Annotated in this window: 25 protein-coding genes; 9 read left to right on the top strand and 16 right to left on the bottom strand. The window is 47.7% G+C overall.

Translation table 11 applies throughout. The features are described from left to right. Positions 1-266: 266 nt before the first annotated feature. The 5 genes from JOY44_RS15145 to JOY44_RS15125 are packed head-to-tail and all read right to left on the bottom strand — an operon-like array spanning position 267 to position 2,266. Positions 267-566: a hypothetical protein gene (locus JOY44_RS15145; protein WP_171574490.1), complete on the bottom strand. Its 300-nt coding sequence runs from the start codon at positions 564-566 to the stop codon at positions 267-269. A gap of 31 nt (positions 567-597) precedes the next feature. Next, entirely contained in the window at positions 598-747 is a 150-nt protein-coding gene (locus JOY44_RS15140) for a hypothetical protein (RefSeq protein ID WP_171574489.1), read from the bottom strand. Between the two features lie 51 nt (positions 748-798). Further along, a complete protein-coding gene (locus JOY44_RS15135; protein ID WP_171574487.1) occupies positions 799-1,275 on the bottom strand; it encodes a Spy/CpxP family protein refolding chaperone in 477 nt (158 codons plus the stop codon). Between the two features lie 20 nt (positions 1,276-1,295). Beyond that, a complete protein-coding gene (locus JOY44_RS15130) occupies positions 1,296-1,685 on the bottom strand; it encodes a hypothetical protein (protein WP_171574486.1) in 390 nt (129 codons plus the stop codon). Then, a complete protein-coding gene (locus JOY44_RS15125; protein WP_242541790.1) occupies positions 1,682-2,266 on the bottom strand; it encodes a sigma-70 family RNA polymerase sigma factor in 585 nt (194 codons plus the stop codon). The genes JOY44_RS15130 and JOY44_RS15125 overlap by 4 nt, the downstream gene beginning before the upstream one ends. Before the next feature lie 166 nt (positions 2,267-2,432). On the opposite strand from JOY44_RS15125, the gene JOY44_RS15120 reads away from it, so the two are divergent. Next, on the top strand, positions 2,433-2,717 hold the full coding sequence (locus tag JOY44_RS15120) for a hypothetical protein (protein WP_171574483.1): 285 nt from the start codon (positions 2,433-2,435) through the stop codon (positions 2,715-2,717). A gap of 63 nt (positions 2,718-2,780) precedes the next feature. On the opposite strand, the gene JOY44_RS15115 is transcribed toward JOY44_RS15120, so the two are convergent. Further along, entirely contained in the window at positions 2,781-3,743 is a 963-nt protein-coding gene (locus tag JOY44_RS15115; protein ID WP_171574482.1) for an acetamidase/formamidase family protein, read from the bottom strand. 21 nt (positions 3,744-3,764) lie between these two features. Continuing rightward, positions 3,765-3,890, bottom strand: a complete 126-nt coding sequence (locus tag JOY44_RS32405) for a hypothetical protein (protein ID WP_281063306.1) — start codon at positions 3,888-3,890, stop codon at positions 3,765-3,767. A gap of 866 nt (positions 3,891-4,756) precedes the next feature. Here JOY44_RS32405 and JOY44_RS15110 point away from each other — a divergent pair. Next, positions 4,757-5,581: an SDR family NAD(P)-dependent oxidoreductase gene (locus JOY44_RS15110; protein ID WP_171574481.1), complete on the top strand. Its 825-nt coding sequence runs from the start codon at positions 4,757-4,759 to the stop codon at positions 5,579-5,581. A 135-nt stretch (positions 5,582-5,716) separates the two neighbouring features. On the opposite strand, the gene JOY44_RS15105 is transcribed toward JOY44_RS15110, so the two are convergent. Beyond that, the gene (locus JOY44_RS15105; RefSeq protein ID WP_171574480.1) at positions 5,717-6,094 is read right to left on the bottom strand and encodes a DUF1823 family protein; all 378 of its coding nucleotides are present in this window, start codon (positions 6,092-6,094) and stop codon (positions 5,717-5,719) included. Positions 6,095-6,226: 132 nt separating this feature from the next. On the opposite strand from JOY44_RS15105, the gene JOY44_RS15100 reads away from it, so the two are divergent. The 3 genes from JOY44_RS15100 to JOY44_RS15090 all read left to right on the top strand — a co-directional run bounded on the left by JOY44_RS15100 (position 6,227) and on the right by JOY44_RS15090 (position 7,232). Continuing rightward, positions 6,227-6,511 carry an acylphosphatase gene (locus tag JOY44_RS15100; protein ID WP_171574479.1) on the top strand — a complete coding sequence of 95 codons (285 nt, stop codon included), beginning with the start codon at positions 6,227-6,229 and terminating at the stop codon, positions 6,509-6,511. Between the two features lie 9 nt (positions 6,512-6,520). Beyond that, complete coding sequence (locus JOY44_RS15095) at positions 6,521-6,739, top strand: YybH family protein (protein ID WP_197985430.1); 219 nt, start codon at positions 6,521-6,523, stop codon at positions 6,737-6,739. Between the two features lie 235 nt (positions 6,740-6,974). Then, a complete protein-coding gene (locus tag JOY44_RS15090) occupies positions 6,975-7,232 on the top strand; it encodes a nuclear transport factor 2 family protein (RefSeq protein WP_197985749.1) in 258 nt (85 codons plus the stop codon). On the opposite strand, the gene JOY44_RS15085 is transcribed toward JOY44_RS15090, so the two are convergent. Together JOY44_RS15085 and JOY44_RS15080 are read right to left on the bottom strand one after the other, a co-directional pair. Beyond that, complete coding sequence (locus JOY44_RS15085) at positions 7,229-7,786, bottom strand: GNAT family N-acetyltransferase (protein WP_171574478.1); 558 nt, start codon at positions 7,784-7,786, stop codon at positions 7,229-7,231. The two genes, JOY44_RS15090 and JOY44_RS15085, sit on opposite strands and share 4 nt — an antisense overlap. A gap of 58 nt (positions 7,787-7,844) precedes the next feature. Further along, on the bottom strand, positions 7,845-9,011 hold the full coding sequence (locus JOY44_RS15080; protein ID WP_171574477.1) for a ferrochelatase: 1,167 nt from the start codon (positions 9,009-9,011) through the stop codon (positions 7,845-7,847). A gap of 148 nt (positions 9,012-9,159) precedes the next feature. Between JOY44_RS15080 and JOY44_RS15075 the strand changes: the two genes are divergently transcribed. From JOY44_RS15075 to JOY44_RS15065, 3 genes are all read left to right on the top strand, one after another. Beyond that, positions 9,160-9,774 carry a hypothetical protein gene (locus JOY44_RS15075; RefSeq protein WP_242541788.1) on the top strand — a complete coding sequence of 205 codons (615 nt, stop codon included), beginning with the start codon at positions 9,160-9,162 and terminating at the stop codon, positions 9,772-9,774. Further along, a complete protein-coding gene (locus JOY44_RS15070; RefSeq protein ID WP_171574475.1) occupies positions 9,771-10,043 on the top strand; it encodes a cupin domain-containing protein in 273 nt (90 codons plus the stop codon). Before JOY44_RS15075 ends, JOY44_RS15070 begins: the two co-directional genes overlap by 4 nt. Before the next feature lie 173 nt (positions 10,044-10,216). Next, the gene (locus tag JOY44_RS15065) at positions 10,217-11,056 is read left to right on the top strand and encodes a prephenate/arogenate dehydrogenase (RefSeq protein ID WP_171574474.1); all 840 of its coding nucleotides are present in this window, start codon (positions 10,217-10,219) and stop codon (positions 11,054-11,056) included. Between the two features lie 5 nt (positions 11,057-11,061). On the opposite strand, the gene JOY44_RS15060 is transcribed toward JOY44_RS15065, so the two are convergent. From JOY44_RS15060 to JOY44_RS15040, 5 genes are all read right to left on the bottom strand, one after another. Further along, entirely contained in the window at positions 11,062-11,325 is a 264-nt protein-coding gene (locus tag JOY44_RS15060; RefSeq protein WP_171574473.1) for a cytoplasmic protein, read from the bottom strand. After that, positions 11,312-12,217, bottom strand: a complete 906-nt coding sequence (locus tag JOY44_RS15055; protein WP_171574472.1) for an ABC transporter ATP-binding protein — start codon at positions 12,215-12,217, stop codon at positions 11,312-11,314. Before JOY44_RS15055 ends, JOY44_RS15060 begins: the two co-directional genes overlap by 14 nt. Positions 12,218-12,278: 61 nt before the next feature. Beyond that, positions 12,279-13,070: an ABC transporter permease gene (locus JOY44_RS15050; protein ID WP_171574471.1), complete on the bottom strand. Its 792-nt coding sequence runs from the start codon at positions 13,068-13,070 to the stop codon at positions 12,279-12,281. Positions 13,071-13,095: 25 nt separating this feature from the next. After that, the gene (locus tag JOY44_RS15045; RefSeq protein ID WP_171574469.1) at positions 13,096-13,908 is read right to left on the bottom strand and encodes a class I SAM-dependent methyltransferase; all 813 of its coding nucleotides are present in this window, start codon (positions 13,906-13,908) and stop codon (positions 13,096-13,098) included. Between the two features lie 120 nt (positions 13,909-14,028). After that, complete coding sequence (locus tag JOY44_RS15040; RefSeq protein ID WP_171574468.1) at positions 14,029-14,991, bottom strand: orange carotenoid protein N-terminal domain-containing protein; 963 nt, start codon at positions 14,989-14,991, stop codon at positions 14,029-14,031. 231 nt (positions 14,992-15,222) lie between these two features. Here JOY44_RS15040 and JOY44_RS15035 point away from each other — a divergent pair, with 231 nt between their 5' ends. Next, complete coding sequence (locus JOY44_RS15035) at positions 15,223-16,005, top strand: hypothetical protein (protein WP_171574467.1); 783 nt, start codon at positions 15,223-15,225, stop codon at positions 16,003-16,005. Positions 16,006-16,090: 85 nt separating this feature from the next. Here the strand turns inward: JOY44_RS15035 and JOY44_RS15030 are convergent, their stop codons facing one another. Beyond that, positions 16,091-17,125: a hypothetical protein gene (locus JOY44_RS15030; protein WP_171574466.1), complete on the bottom strand. Its 1,035-nt coding sequence runs from the start codon at positions 17,123-17,125 to the stop codon at positions 16,091-16,093. Positions 17,126-17,413: the final 288 nt, after the last annotated feature.

Below are 17,413 nucleotides of genomic sequence, written 5' to 3'. Positions count from 1 at the left end.
TTTCAGCCGTTGAGCTTCTGCTTGCAATATTTTCTGCTGTCCTAAAGCGACCTAACTGACCACCAAGATTAAATAATACTGATGGTTTGCTTAGGTGTATAGTTCGGCAAAACCAGACCCCACTTTGAATCGCTCAAATCTTGAGTTGATATTGTGCCAAGAGTGCCGCTTTCCATGTAGTCTTGTGTCTGGCAAACCTACCCCAACCACCCACTGCAACTAAGGTTGATGCAGAAAAACAACCAGCCTGTTGCAGGAGTTTGCGTCTACTCATGGAGGGTTAAGGAAGAAGTAGAATGTGTCGCAGCTTGATAGATTTCCTCTTGATTAAAGTAGAGGGCAAAAGAGGATGCACCTGTAGTCAACCAAATACACTGACACAGGCTTTCTGATTGGCTCAATAATTCATCAACAACCCACGGCTCAAAACAATCAATGGTGAGCCGATTGTTGGCATCTATATGCAAAAAACATCGAGCCAAACTACCAGGGAAAAAGGAACATAAGCGACCCAGGCGTAGCTTTTCGAGAATCAACAAATCGTCAGGGTTTAGTTTTTGAGACATGGTTTTTCCTGCTTAATGAACGGCGCATAGATTAACGACGCATGAACTCTGGACTGCCGAGAATAATGACGGTAAGAAGTTGAGGTGGACTGGTAGAGATCGCCTGTTGGGTTTGGCTAGAACAGCGATCGCCCACAGTCATGGCTAGTTGAGTTACATCCACTGAAAGTGATTTCTGCATTTCGCGTCCTGCGATCGGTCGTTTGCTGAAAGCCGTCAGGAGTTTTTCTCCCTAGAAACCTGTTCCCATCCCGCGTCCGCGTCCGGGTTTTCCCTGTTGCTGCATCAACTCAGTCAATTTTTGCCGTTGCTCTGCGGTCAACACATTTCGGATCGCTAGCATACTTTCCATTCGAGTACCCGCCAGCGTTTGCTGCAAGGTTTGCACTCGACTAAATTTCTGCCGAATTTCCTCAGCAGGCGCATCTCCTGAAGCCATAAGCTCTTTTAATTCCTGCTGCGCTTGCTTCACAGACTGGCGCTGCTGGGTAAGACGATCTTGATATTGGCGACGAATTGCCTGAATTTTTTGAATTTGCTCTTTGCTCAGATTGAGATCTTGCAGCCAGGTCTCTTTTTTTGCTAGACGTGGCGATTGGGTATCAGCCTGAGCCAGCGTGATAGAAGCTGCTGTTGAAATAGGGAGAGCGATCGCGCTCCCTAAAGTTAGCAGCAGCGCAATAATTACAGAAGCAGAACGATACGACATAGGACAATAAAACGCAAAAATTAATTTAGAGTTGAATCCTCGGTGACAGGAAACAGATCGCTTTCTGCGACAGATTGTTCCGTGCTTGATTCCTGCCAAGTACTTTCAATGAAGGTTTGCAGTTCCGCTACTTCAGTGGAACTGGGCTGAGAGGCGGGAGCGAAGGTGCGCTGACTGACGACCATTGCCACTAACCCGGCTGCGATCGCAGAGGGGACTGCCCAAAGAATCCGTCGTTGAACCTGGGTCCTCGAACGAGTTGTTGAAAGAACCGTCAGTCGCGGTTGGGGTGTAGACGCAATCGCGGTCATCAATCGATCTTCCAAACCAGGATTGGCGGAAGGCACCACAGGTTGATGCCGCTTTAAAAACGTTGTTAGCTGTAAATCATCTTCTGAAAATCTGCTCATATCTGAACTCCCTCATGATCGAAAAATTGACGCATCGCCGCGCGAGCGTGGAATAGCCGAGACTTTACCGTGCCAACTGGAATCTCTAAAATCTCAGCAATATCTTTTTGGGGCACCTCTTCCAAGTCGTGTAAAACCAAAACAGTTCGGTGAGCCGCACTCAGTTCGTTTAGCCCACGCTGAACCAAATCTTGATAGTGAAGATGCATCACATCGGGCGATTCTTGCCGCATGGGAGCCTGTTTTGTTAGCTCTTGCAGTTGAGTTCGCCCCCTTGCTGCTGATTGCCGATAGTCTGATGCCACGTTCCACGCAATCCGATAAAGCCAAGTCGAAAATTTGGCAGTTTGACGAAATTTGGGTAATCCTCTCCAGGCACGCAAAAAAACATCTTGTACTAAATCATCCAGCACACTCGCATCGCATAGCTGATACAGAATGGTTCTGACCCGTTTTTCATGACGACGATATAAAAGCCGAAAGCTTTGTGCATCCCCATGAAGGCTTTGCTGTACGAGGTGACTATCATCACTTTCGGGCAGGCTTTCGTGAAACGCAGTTGACACAATGAACCCCTGCAAAACACTCCTCCATCAAATTTGGAGTTACGTTTAATTAGACCAGCTCACAGGCAGAAAGGTTCAGGTGATTGATAGAAATTGTGAAATGAGCAGTCCAGTGAGACAGCATATTTTTTGGGTTAGAGGGTGATAGATTGGCAGTCAACTCCCGAAGGTAAGCGTCCCCATGCAACCCGCCCAGATCCTCCGCCTTGCTGTTACGCTACTGCTGACTTCTGGGTTTCCTCTACTTCCCCCTCCTGATTCGCTACTCCCCGCTGTTGCCCAAACAACATCCAACAAACAAGCTGAGGAAGACCGAATCTTGCAGATCTGTAGGCAGCATTTAGACGTTAGTCAGTATGAAGCAGCGGTGCCATCTTGCAATCAGGCGTTAGCCAAGCTCAATTATCTCTCATCCGCGAGGGTGGAAATTTTGCCCGTCCTTTCTACTGGGCACCGTTTATCTTGATTGGCAATGGGCAGTGAGTAGTATTCCTTGAAGGTAAGGCTGTGATGGACGCGATCTCAAAACTTACAGCACCGAAGTGACGGGCAAAATCGCCTTGGGCAACAGCCCATGGACTCCTTTTTGAGGACTGTTCACAACCTGGGTAATGTGGAAATTCACCGCCAAACTGCATAACACGTAGGCTTCTTCCGCAGGCAAACCGATGAAGCGCTGCAAAAACTCAATCATTTGCTGGAGCGCGTGTTCAAAAGCGTGATCGAGAGTGTCGCCAAAGCCCATGGTGATAAAGTCAGTGGCAGTTTCGGCGATCGGAGCCGTCAATGTTAAATCTTTACGGACGATCAATTGAATAGTGCCATTCATCGAGGTTTCGATCGCGGTCACATTCACTTCACCATCACCTTGAACAGCATGACCATCGCCGATTGAAAACAGTGCTCCTGGCACAAAGATCGGCAAAAATAAGCGAGATCCTGCCTGGAGTTGGCGATTATCAATGTTGCCGCCATAGAGTCCAGGCGGAATAGAAGAGCGGCGGTCCTCCGTTGCCACACCCAAAATGCCAAAAAATGGCTGAAGCGGTAGCCGAATGCCGGTATTAGGCGGAAACTCAGCAATCCCTTTCTCTAAATCTAGCGGGATAAAGCGCAGGGCAGCTTGAGTGAACTGCTGGGGCAAAGCTCCCCAACCCGGACGAATGGCATTAAACCCAATCGGCAGGCGGGGCGCGATCGCTTCTAGCCGAATTTCTAACACATCGCCCGGTTCTGCTCCCCGAACAAAAATGGGTCCAGTCAGCAGGTGAGGACCCGATCCAACTCGGCGCTCCGCAGGCAGATGGTGGCAAATGGTTTCAAAGGCAGAAGTCAAAAATTCTGGTGGAGCTTTGGCGGCTACATGGAAACCAGAGTAGGTTTCGACGTGAACGCGATCGCCCGACTCCACAATTAAGGCAGGCTTTAGCTGCGCCGAAAACCCACCCAAATGTACCGTTTCACAGGTTGCTTGTAGCTGATGTTCCGTCATGAAAACCCCGACTTCATACCGTCATAAGTAGCCGTATTTTAACGTCTGAAATGTTAGCTGTTTGCCTACAAATTCGTCGATGCGCTGAACGTAATCGACGTAGGCGATCGCCATAATCCTCACGCCATCGCGCTTAATGAGTATCACCCGTCACCAAGTACTGATCGCTTGTATAGCCAATCCGACGGTAATCTTCATCACCCTAATGGAGGATAGAACTTGAGATGTGAATTGTTTAAGTAGTTTATATGACACCAAATAAGGAGTTACAATTAATACACTTAAAACACTGATTCACACAAAAGGTGTGTTCATGTTTGTAATAAATTTCCAACAAGTATTCAAATTTACTTTTTAGGCTTAGAAAACCTAATGTAGCTTCCTCCAATAAACCACTGTAATTTCTCATTCTGACTTGGCTTAAATAAGATTGCTGAATCAAGCCAAGCAGCCTGAGACATTGCCTTATCATCCAAAAGATAGACTACTTTTTAGACAATAAACTTCTGAAGATTGCATGTACAAATGTAACAATCTCAATATTTAACTAAGAAATGTTGCAGCCTTTTGATCCCCTTGTTAGTGTGTGCAAGCAAGGTCATTCTGGTAAACAGTTACCTCACAGTTGCTTTTTGGAGGTGTCGCACCATGCTCGTTTCAATCCACTCCTCTTTACCGATTCATTAAGTTTAAGAACGGTTGAAAGAGTTGTGCAATCCCTCATAACAAACTCTGCAAACCCTGTTTGTAGCTTTGATTTGTGTAGGTTGTCAAACAATATTTTCATGTTTGTGTCACCTGTTGTAACCGCCCCTGTTGTAACCGTATTGTTTAGGCTGACTCGCCATAACAGGTTCCCTGAAATCAATCTGTAGAGCGCCCTAAAACTTCATTTCGCAATCATTTTGCATCCCTATTTTGTTTTGCTGTGGGTTGATGTTGGTGCTTTTTAACAACAGCTTCAGCACTTTCAATCAACTCATTGTGAAACCTCAACCCTGGAGGTTTGAATCATGCATTTACAAGGTAAGACTGCTCTAATTACTGGAGCTTCTCGCGGCATTGGACGGGCGATCGCCCTGGAATTTGCCAAGCATGGAATGCACCGCATCCTGCTGGTGGCGCGAGATCATCAACGTTTAGAAGACGTTGCGGCTGAAGTTTCCGCCTATGGCGTGGAAGCGGTGCCGATCGCCGTAGATTTGACAGATCCCATTGATGTCAATATTGCGATCGCTCAAGTATGGCGCAATTATGGACCCATTGATTTATTGATTAACTGCGCTGGAGTGGCTCACCAAAGCTCTTTCTTGCAGTCTCGCTTGACTGATGTACAGGCAGAAATATCGACTAATTTGGTTGGGCTATATACCATTACTCGGTTTGTGGCAAGGCGGATGGTGAAGCAGCGGACAGGCGCGATCGTCAATGTGTCTAGCTTGATGGGCAAAGTTGCTGCTCCCACAATGGCAACCTATTCTGCCACCAAATTCGCAATTTTGGGCTTCACTCAAGCCTTGCGGGGTGAATTGGCAGCGCACAATGTCCAAGTCACTGCACTGTTGCCGTCCTTAACGGATACCGATATGGTACGGGATTTGCAGTGGTTTCGCTGGGTCATTCCCATGACTCCGCAGCAAGTCGCTAAAGCCCTAGTGGATGGCTTAGCCAGGGATTCCCCAGAAATTTTAGTAGGCTGGCAAAGTCATCTCGCCGTATGGGGAAATCGCCTTGCTCCTTGGCTGCTAGAAAAAGTGCTGCGATTTGCTGCCCCTCTGGCTGCCCATCCCCCCAAACCCTATTCTGAACTGCGAGAAGCCACGGCGACTTCTCGTTAAACCACGACGAGATTTTGTATCAACGGCGATCGCTAGCCTTCTGAGCGATCGCCTAGTCGTGGGTTATGCACTAATCACTGCTCGCCTCTCACTAATCACTGCTCGCCTCTATTGATGAATAGGACGAAGGCACTGTCAACTATCAGCGATTCCGTGGATTTGCATGTAGCTGAGCAGCCAATTGGCGATCGTGGCGCGGCGAGTTTTGCGAGGTATGAGTTCGCTGACGGTATACCCTGAGAAACCCAGCTTTTCTTTGAGTAACTGTTTATTTGCTGCCGGAATCGATCTCGTTAACTTCACCGTAGGAGGACGGTTTTCAATAAAATCCGGTGGTTCTGGATAAGGCTCCCTCCAGTCTAAAGCAACCGAACTAGAATCCCATTCTCCAGTCGTTTTATCCTGTTGATATCCCAAACAGAGCCACACTAAGCGATTTGCCGTAGCATCATCAATTTCATCGTTGAGAATTGCCCAGACGGTAGCGGTCGTCAATGCGGGTAGGTCAGACATAACAGCGCAAGTTTTGAGTGATAAGTTTTGGATAGCCTCTAGAATTTTAGAGACGCACAGCGCCTTCATCCAAAATATTGCATATTCTATTCTTCTCAGCCCAGATCCCTTCGTTAAGCCTCTAACCTGCTTATGAAATCAGTTCGTGCCCATCTATGGATTGCTGGACGAGTGCAGGGAGTGGGCTATCGCTTCTCAACTCAGGATGTCGCAACGCTAAATAGGCTTGCTGGATGGGTCAAAAATTTGCCCGACGGTCGAGTAGAAGCTGTGTTGGAGGGCGATCACGATGCCGTGGAAGATGTCATCCAATGGTGCCATCAAGGTCCGCCTCATGCCAGCGTTACTGAAGTATTGGTAGAATACGAGCCGTTAGAAGTGCTAAAAGGATTTGAGATTCGCCATTCAAAGGGATGAGGCAAGGGAATGACAACACCAAAGCAAGTAATCTCTGCCTGGGTAGAGGCGTTGAATACCCATGATGCCGTTGCAGCAGCGGCTCTGTATCACGAGGATGCTGTCAATATTCAAGTTGCGCTTGGCACTCCCCTTGAGGGTCGGGATGCCATTTACGCAGATTTTGCCAACTTCTTTCGTTCGACGCCAGATATCCCTCTTGAATCACTTTCGGAAAAGCAAATTTAATCAAAAATGCTGAAGCTTCTATACGGCTTGAGTCTTAGCATACGCAGCTTATTTCCGATATTTCAAAACATTTGACAATGAAGCGTATATACCAGACAGCAGTCGGTGAAAGACTTTCAGCGTTTTGCCTGGATTTTACTTTAACTAGAGTGACATATGAGGGATATAGCAACGGACGGAAGACTTAGGACAAGGGTCAATTCACAAAGCTCACGGGTGTTGATGTTCATCACCAATCTGTCCTAACACACCCGGCGACAGCTATACTTATACGCACATTGAGAATTTGTTTGAAGATGAAGAATGGGCAATTCTTGAATGGTCTGGTGGGGGCACCTTTGTAGGCGATAGGGCAGCACTCGACCCAGTAGGCAAACCTTACACCTTAAGAGGTTGCGGCTTCTTTCACATCACAGATGGAAAGATTCGCTTTCAGCGTGGCTACTGGGATAAGCTCACTTGGTTTAAGCAAGTTGGGGTACCTATTGACTAAGAATGCGTTTTATCTTTACTGGGGTTCTCAAGTTTAAAGAGTTCTGTTTCAACGCCGTAATACTTTTGCGTTTTCCCCAGGGGAATCATACCAAGACGTTGTGTGACGCGAATAGAAGCGTGATTTGCAGGATTAGTCACCGCGTAAATAACTGCAAGATTTAGGTTTTGGAAGCCGTAGGCGATCGCAGTCTGGGCGGCTTCGGTGGCATATCCCTTGCCCCAAGATGCTTGTCTTAAATTCCAACCAATTTCGTAATCTTGAGTAAGCTGACCTTCACCATCGGGCAGTTGTTTTAAGATCACGGTTCCAACAATTTGCCCACTAGACTTTTCGGCAATCGCCCAGGCACCAGTGCCATTGTTTACCTCTGCATAGCGGCTAACAATTCGCTGCAACAATAGGCGCTGAGTTTCGACGCTTTCCTCTATTTTGCCGCTGCCGATAAACTGCATCACAATCGGATCGCCATAGATCTCAAATGCCTGCTCGGCATCATCTTCGGGAAGCCAATCGCGAATGAGCAGGCGATCAGTTTCAAAGTGAATCGGCATGATGGCACTCAGCTTTGGACTAAATTCTAGATTCTAATTCTAACCCTTAGCTCTCAATCTAATGCTGATGCCCGTGATCGTGGCTGTGTCCGTGGTCGTGCCCGTGATGATGTCCATGATCGTGGTGGGCATGGGCGCGAGCAAGGCTAGGATTGACTGCGATCGCTTCTGATTCAAACAGCGCCTCAATTTGAGGATTTGCCCAATCGGCGATCATGTTTAGGAATTTGGGATCATCATTGACGCATTCCATTTGCACGTAAGTACCATCTGGGTATTTGCGGCGAATCGATTCAATGATGTGGGCGACATCCAACAAAGTTTCGTGGTTTTCAGTGGCAAACCCAATCGGCATAAAGACAATGGCTTTAGCCCCTACTGCCATCAAGTTTCGTGCTGCCAAATCAGCATTGGGCTGGGTCCACTCAATCAATGGCGTTTGGTGGTTGAGCCAACCAACAGAAATCAGCGGATAGCGATAGATCAGGCGATCGCGCACCAGTTCATACATTGCTTGACTTTCATCAATCCCAGATGTGAACCCTTTCGCCTTATGAGGACAGCCGTGATTCATCAGCACAATCCCAATTTGCGATGGCAAATATGCCTGCGCCAATTCTGCCTGAATCTTGTCTTCGACCAACTGCGCCATCAAGTCAATATAAGCAGGCTGATTATAAAACGAGGGAATGTAGCGAGTGCCCTTGACCCAGTGTTCGCCGTCATCTGCCAAACTCGCCAATGCCTGATTGACTTGCTCTACGGCAATGCCACTGGTGAAAATTGAATCGACTACCAGCAACGGATAGATCAGCAGTTTGTCAAAGCCTTCTGCTTTAATCTGAGTTAATACTTGCTCTGGCAAGAAGGGCGCACAAAAGTTGAACGCTTTAAACACTTTGACGCGATCGCCCCAACGCTCTTGCAAAGTCTGTTCAATTCCCAGACGCTGCCGCTCGAAAATGGCGTTGTGAGGAGACACAAAGTTGCCATGCTGATGCCCCCACTCGTGCAAATCAAACATCGCCAATAGTTTTGCCAACGGCGGATAAATCCAGGTAGGCACAGGCGCAAACTTTGCGGTTAACAGGTTCAACGCCTGCTCATTGTAGTTGGCAAAGTCTTCGTAGCTTTCCACTTCGCCATATCCCATTAGCAAGACGGCAACGCGGCTTTCGGCAGTAGATGTTGGCAAAGTTTGGAGTTTATCAGAAGTAGCGACCACGTAAAATTCCTCAATAGGTCAAGCAAAAAGTTAGCTCAAGAATCTCTACTGACCAACTAGCTTAGAAAGATAACCAGTGAGATTTCATGATTATCATAGGCTAACATCCCTACCGGGGGGATGAACATTAAACATGATAAATAGCAGATTGGCTGAAACAATTGGAAGCGAAAAGGAGAAAATGCGGGTTGTGGTGTGCCCCGGAATACATGAACCTGAGCTAACAAACTCTTTTATCCAGAGTTTGGCAGGTGCCATAGATATAAGCACCTTACAACTGCTCGTTTTTCCTAGCGATCGCTATCCAGCTTACTCTGGGTTAGATATTCTGCGATGGCTACATGAACAGTTGAATCAACCAGGCTTAGAACAGAGTTTGAGACCCCCAATCGCACTAATTGCCTTCAGCGCAGGAGTCGTTGGCGCAATCGCGACAGCACAAGGTTGGCAGACGCTCGGTGGCACCATTCAAGTATTGATTGCTTTGGATGGCTGGGGTATGCCTCTGTGGGGAAATTTTCCGATCCATCGCCTTAGTCACGACCACTTTACCCACTGGAGTTCCGCACTGTTGGGTGCCGGAGAGTCTAGCTTTTATGCAGAGCCAGCAGTGGAGCATTTGGAACTGTGGAGATCGCCGCACCGGGTTCGAGGTTGGCAGCATCCTTTTAAGGGGCAACCCACACGCACTACCGCCGCATCTTTCATCGCCACTCTGCTTCACCGCTACAATCTAGAATCGAACTCTTCATCACATTCATGAAAATTAAAGTAGAACACGAACCGAGCCAAAAACGTTTGGAACTGCTTGGCGTTTTCAGTTGGGATATTTGGACGAAGGAAGTCTCTAAAATTCCTTGGTATTACGGCAATTCGGAAACCTGCTATTTTTTGGAAGGAGAAGTCATTGTTACGCCAAGAGGTAGGCAGCCTGTGACGATGGGTAAGGGCGACTTGGTCATTTTTCCGGCTGGCATGACTTGCACCTGGGACATTCTTAGTGATGTGAAAAAGCACTACCTATTTAGTTGATGCTTTGCTGATTGACCAAGTTTTTTTGCGAATGTCATAACCATTGCGACCCAGTGCCCGCTGAATGCACATGTCTACAAATTGATAATTGCTATCGCATTCATATTTAGCCGACAAAAAAAGTCATACCAAACTAATTTGATAGACCATCTAGTTCTTGTAACCAAAACAGCATGATTATTGGAATTGTCGGGCTGGGATTGATTGGTGGCTCATTGGGGCTAGATTTTCGATCACAAGGACATCGTGTTTTAGGAGTGAGCCGCAAGCCGGAAACCTGTGAGCGGGCGATAGCACGGGGCGTTGCTGATGATGCCAGCGTGAGTCCCAACTTTTTGCGACCCGCAGATGTGGTGTTTGTGTGTACGCCGCTGGGTGTAATGGAAGCTGTTGTAGATGAAATTCTGTCTCATTTATCACCAGATGCCGTGTTGACGGATGTGGGGTCTGTAAAAGGGTGGGTGATGCAGGCGATCGCGCCAAAGTGGGCAAATTTTGTGGGTGGGCACCCGATGGCGGGCACTGCGGAGAGCGGTATTGAAGCCGCACAACGGGAGTTATTTATAAATTGTGCCTATGTGCTAACCCCGATGGCAACGACACCGCCGGAAGCGGTGCAGCGGGTGGAAGATCTGGCGAGATCGCTGCAAGCACAGGTTTACTGCTGTTCTCCAGAGGAACACGATCGCGCGGTTGCCTGGATTTCCCATCTACCTGTCATGGTCAGCACTAGTTTAATTTCTGCTTGTCACAGCGAGGCGGACAAAGCGGTGTTGGAATTGGCAAGAAAGCTGGCTAGCTCAGGTTTTCGGGATACTAGCCGAGTGGGCGGCGGCAATCCTGAACTGGGCGTGATGATGGCCAAATACAATCAAGAGGCACTATTGCGATCGCTCTATGCCTACCGAAATCAGCTTGACCAGGCGATCGACCACATTGAGCAATCTAACTGGGCGACACTAGAGCAAGCCCTTCAGACAAACCAACACCAGCGACCTAACTTTATGCATTGAGTGGTTTAGGAAAACCAATGCTGTTGCATTTGAGCGAGAAATGGTTGGGTGATGGGATAGCCAGATTCAGAGCCAATCACCGAATCAATGCCGCAGTGGGGACACAGTGCCGTATTTCCAATTCCCTCGAAGTCATCTGTCCAATCCTGAATCTGCTGAGGCGAAAAAATGGCACCGCAATAAAAGCAGCCGCATTGTTGGCTGGCTAAAATCTCTTGCCGATGATGACTAGAGTGACGATGGGCGCGAATGGTGTCAGGCGTGGACATGAATAGTGTTCGTGACTTCTAAGTAGATATGTTCCAAACGAACGGGCTGTCGAGCGATCGAACTGAGAGGAATATTCTCAAATAATGCCACAATCTCTTTCAGTTCAAGGCTTTGGGGCAACCAAAAAGCAAGATCGCCACCATAGCGACGATGAACAAAGCCAAGCTCAGTAGCACGAGCGATCGCAGTGGGTTCGTCCGTTGTCTGAACCGTGACGACTTCTTGAGCAGGAATCCACTGCCGCAGTTCTGCCAGAGTTCCTTCTGCCAATAGTTTGCCCTGCTTGAGGATGCCAATGCGATCGCACAAACGTTCGGCTTCATCCAGCATATGAGTCGTCAGCAAAATCGTGATGCCCTGATTTTTAAGCTGGCGGATTAGGTTCCATAACTCATACCGGGCTTCTACATCTAGCCCTGTCGTCGGCTCATCAAGAATCAGCAGTTTGGGTTGATGCATCAGGGCGATCGCCAAACTGAGTCGGCGCTGCATTCCACCACTCAGCGTTTCTGCCAAACTGGTTGCCCGTTCTGCCAATCCCACCGCCTCTAAGCAAGTTTGCACCCGTCGAGCTTTTTCCTTGCCCCGCACACCATACAAATTGGCAAAAAAACCAAGATTTTCGGCACAGGTGAGCGATCGATACACTAAGGTTTCTTGGGGAGCTACGCCAATCCAATACTTTGTTTTCTCAGAAACAGCGTGTCCATTGACTCGCACCGTGCCGCTATCCGCCTTCAGCAAGTTACAAAGGATATTGATCGTGGTGGTTTTGCCTGCCCCGTTTGGTCCCAATAGCCCATAAATTTGCCCTGCTGCGATCGACAAACTCAAGTCTTGCAGAATCTCTTTTTGACCGTAGCTTTTGTAAAGATGCTGGATATTGAGCATAGGACGATTGGCGAATAGCGAAAAATAATGTGGCTGACAGATACCCAACCTTTGAGATCTTCTATAACCTTCTCTCTACCTGAATCATGCGGCGATAGGAAAGCCAGCCTGAGACAACCATACACACAGCAAAAACGATAAGAAACCAGAAATTCAGGGCAATGTCTGACAAGTTTCTTCCTTCTGCTAAGACTTTAGTCAAGGCTTCCGTCATGTGATAGATGGGATTGTATTGAGCAAGATTAAGTAAGCTTTTGGGAAAGATGAAGGCTGGAACAAAGGCACCGCCCAAAATCAGTAGGGGCACACCAAAAGCGGCGACCAGGGTATTTACGTCTTCAGTGCGACGGGCAAGTTGGGTGCCCAAAATGAAGCCCACGCCAACATAGGACAGAATGCTCAGCAGAATAATCGCGGCGGCAAGGAAAGGTGACCCTTTAAACTCTGCGCCAAGGGCGATCGCAACGCCTCCAACCAAAAGAGTTTGGGTGATCGCGATCGCGCTTAGTGCCAACCCAATTCCTAAAAAATAGGAGATGCCGCTCAACGGGCTGAGAAATAATCGCTTCAAGGTGCGCTGTTCTCGTTCTGAAACGACCGTGGCAACACTGCCGCCCAAACAACTAAAGAATAGCGCTGCGCCAACTAAGGTGGCGGGTGCAGATCGCTCCAGTGCTTGACCCAACGTCAGCGGTTCTGGTAACGCCGTTTTAGAGCGCTCAGCAAAAATCAGCCCATTCAGCAGCAGTACCGCGATGGGAAACACACCCCAAAAAACTAAGCTGCGTTGCCGTCGTCCCAGTTCAGTCAGAATCCGTTGGGCGATCGAGATCGTTTCATACACATATTTCATAGATTCAACCAACCGCATCCATCTGCTAAATCTTGATTGCTTCGACTTCTAGCCGCACCATTTTGACATGGGAATTTCCCTGGCAATCAAGGGGATGCTGGTTTAAATACTTTTGAAGAAATTCTTCGATCAGCTCCTCTCGTCGGGATTCTGGCACTCGATGAATATAGGGCATCCAGGTTGTCCGAATCCAGCCAGCTAAACCTTCTTTGCCAGTGTGAATCATATCCTTCGGCACCAGATCCACTCGCACAGGCTGAAAGCCAGACTCAGCTAGCCAATCAGCGTATTCGTGTGGACTGTAGAAAAAGTAAGGAAACTGAAAGTTGGTGAAATAAGGTTGCCAAGAGGATTGCTGGATTAACGCCTGAAACACGCTCACAATATCAGCAGCGTTGCCTTTGCCGCCGCAAGAAGTGAGCAGCCTTCCGCCCGATCGCAATACCCGACTAGCTCCTCGCAAAAACGCTGGATGATCGTTTACCCAGTGCAGCACCGCATTAGAAAAGACAATATCAAAGGGGCGATCGCGCAGCCTCTCTGGAAAAGAGTCGCTGACAATTTCACGGGCATCCATGCAGGCAAACTGCAAATTTGCGATCGCTGGCTGTAGATGCTCGGAGATCGCAAACTCCACCATTTCGGATGAGCTGTCAATTCCTAAAACAAATCCATTGGGCAAACGTTTCGCTATTTCAGCCGTCATTTTGCCATCACCACAACCCACATCGAAAACAGCTTCATTGCCCCTGATATTAAGTTTTGCAATTAGCTCTTGCGCCCAGATTGCCTGCACTGACGAGCTTTTAGCGTAATCCTGAGCATTCCACTGTGACATGATTCACTCTCAATAATTTGCATACTCCAGTTTGGCTCGAAAACTGATCAAAAAAAGTAGGGCGAATCTAGCTCACCCTACCCAATTTTAGATTTGCAATTTTTGGAAAAAACTTAGCACTTAACGACGAACTAAGTTAAGAAGTTCTTTAGGCGATGCCAACAAGTCAACCGCCACAAAGAAAATTTTGCCTTCAGGATTAAGCAAAAAGCGCCATGCGATGTTCATGCCAACGCTAGCACCAAACCAGGGAGTTTGAACCTTGCCCGTGACTTTAACTGGCGTGTAGCCTTGATCAGGCGCTTCAGCAACGCCCCGTTCTGGCATCATTTTCAGCCCTTGGCATTCTTCTCGCATGTATGCCAAGATTGCCTGCCGACCCACAATGGGTTTTTGGAATGGAGGCTGCAATGCACCCTCAGCGTCAAATAGATCAACTGCCGCTTCAAAGTCATTGGCATTCATATTATTGATGTAGTCAAAGACCGTGGGGTTATCAATCCCTTCAATAGTGACTTTGCTCCGAGATGCCATATCGGTTGGCACCACCACGGGATCTTCTATTTTTTTGTAGCTGCCAGGTGCGTTTGGATCAAATCCCATTTCAAGAACCATGTTTCTCAAGATGGTGATCTGTTGACCCGAATCAGCATCCCGAACCGCTTGCAGCACACCTGCCGCTTTGGTTGAAAGCTTGTATCCCTCTGGAATTGGAGCAACCAAACCCTGCGCCATCCATTCGCCTAGCTGATACCAAAAACCCAGCTTAATATTCATGCTAAAAGAGGCATAGGAGCGGCAAATGGGCGTATCGGCACGGTTTGCTAAGTCGCACATGACTTGGGTTTGCGCCATTGGAGGCATTTGCTTAATTTGCTCAAGAATGCCTTGTGCCAAAATCATGTTGGCAGCTCCAGGCGCAGCAACAGTGATGGTTTTGCCCATTTCAGTGTAGACAAACCAAATCAGCGCTAGCTGATCTTCTGCACCGAGTTGATTAAAGGACTCAATCGTTGTAGGAACGACATTAGCAGCGAGCGTTCCTGAAAAAATAGAACGAGCGGACTCAATATTAAATGCCATCTACGAATCTCCAAAGCGCTCTCAGCGCATAAGTGTTAAGAACTATTACGAATAGTATCAAGAATTGTTACGAAGTTGAAGTGAGGGTGATTTTTCTGTAAGGCAGTTTTACTGCTGTGAAGGTTGCAAGTGCAATCTGGAAAACGCTCTATAAAGTGGCACAGATTTACAGCGTGCAAAAAAATGCTCATACAAGATGAAGGATAACACTCAGATGTAACAGTTAAAGCAATGGGTTCTAGAGATACGGGTGGGTTCCTTGTTTATACGATCGCCCTAGCAATATTAGTTTTAGGGATATTCGGTGTTTTGCAACTACTACATGTTCCATCAGGCAATTTTCTAGATTGGCTAGTCGGCGCTGCGAGCTTTTGGTGGCTGCTGGTGATTGTGACGGTGCCCTGGAATATTCACTTTGGAGCAAAGGCAGTATTGGCGGATGTGGCAGAGTCGCACAAACAAGGGATTGCTGTGGATGAGTCACAGATGCGGTATGTGCAGCAGTTAGCCCAGCGATCGCTGTGGGCGGCGATCGCCCTACATCTTCTGTCTGCGGTGGGGCTATATGCGCTGGCAGCGACAGGCATCAGCAGCATTGGCTACATCAGTTCGGCGGCGGCGTTGCTGTTCACCATCTTGCGTCCGGCGATCGCGCTCTATCAATACCTGGCAGATCGGCTGCAAAGCATTGGGCAAACGGTGCGCTATCCCCGTGAAGATGTGATGGAAGTGCGCGATCGCTTAACTCAGGTAGAAAGCAAATTACAGCAATTAGAGTATCAATTTAACGTTGAAAATTTGGATAGCCAAGCTGCCACTTTCCAACGACTGACAACCGCTCTGCGACAAGACTTGACCCAACTTGCCACTGCTCACGAAAACCTAAAAGCTACGAACCAAGCCGATCATGAGCGGTTGTCGCGGGAAGGCAGAAACGCGATCGCTCAATTGAGTACCGATGGGCAAGTGCTTGATCATGTCCGTGAACTGATCCGCTTTTTCAAAGAAGCTTAATATTGTTCAGGCAATTTTGTTCTTATTTGCACGTCCTAAGTGACCTCAAACCATGCTTTCTCAAGCAATTTTGCCAAGGAGAAAGCTATGTCTGATGAATACCCAACAGCTTTTTCAACTTCAACCAAAGCAGCCTGATTTTCCAAAACTTGCTGCTTTCCATTCCAGCAATCGTACTTTTCAGCAAGGCAACCTCAGCGTTTAGCTGATCTGTATTCAAGTGAGAGCTAGATGCCGGCTTGTTTAAGTGCCTGTCCAACTCTGGTGAGGTGAATTTTGGAAAATGAATCAGCGCACTTTCATTTGTTTCATTGAGCGAAAACCAAAACCAATGAGCATTACGAGAAAATAGTTCATCTCCTAATAAGTCTCTCAGAACATTATTTTGCTCTTGGCTCAATTCAGAATAAAAACTCTCATCGGCTGAGTGCAGAGGCAGATGATTGCGGGAGGTAAAGTCAACTAGGGCGATCGCTTGCTCGACTGCTGAAGAAAGATGCCCCAACACAACCCTGACAGTATGGTCACTATAAACATCATCGTTTCCTGCTCTCCACAGAGGCTTATCACCATAGCTCTCTTGTCCCGCGTGGTATCGCAAATCAGTAATGTCATGCACCAGAACAATATGCTGACGGTCTTTTAGTAAAGGCATCAATGAACCCAACATGTACTCAGCAACATCAAAGCCGTGAGCGTCCCACAGCACCAAAACTCGCTGACTATTTCCTAAAAGCGCTTTAGCCTCAACCTGTAAAATGTCTGCGACTCGCGCATCCAATGGCTGAAACCATTCAGCCGGAACAATTTGGCTGACTCGCGCTTGGGTAGACTCTTGCCAGTTCGTTGACCGGCACAAGCTGACTACCCGACACTCTCCAATTTGATTTGCTGCCTCTGTAAAGGCGCAGGTAGAGTTACCCACATTTCGCCCCAACTCCAACACTAAATCCGGCTTAAACTCCAACACCGCTGCATATAAATGAACCCACTGAGACAGTGTTAAAGAGTCTGGATCGTTAACCGCGTGAAACAATGCTTGCAGGCGATCGCGCTTTTGCTGAAGGACTTGACGTTGATTCCAAACCGCAAAGGCAGGACTAAAAAGAGATGATTGCATACTCTGAAAACTCACGCGTTGCACGTTCAAAAGTATGACAGCGATCGCTCAACTTAGCACCGATGGTCAGGTGCTTGATCATGTCCGTGAACTGATCCGCTTTTTCAAAGAAGCTTTAGGACAGTGTCTCTCAATAACTCCTGCAAGAGGGTATTACACGGAAAGAGTCTTCGATAATCCCCTATTCATGAAGATATATGGAAAAAGTCCTGATAATCTTTCATATGATGGTTACTATGCGGAAATAGTCCGCATAAACAGTAGTTAGGCTTATTCAGTTCACTTGAG

The sequence above is a fragment of the Leptolyngbya sp. Cla-17 genome (assembly GCF_016807185.1).
Taxonomy (GTDB): Bacteria; Cyanobacteriota; Cyanobacteriia; order Leptolyngbyales; family Leptolyngbyaceae; genus ULC077BIN1.
Note: the sequence above shows the minus strand (reverse complement) of the source record. Positions and strands in the feature narration are given on the sequence as shown.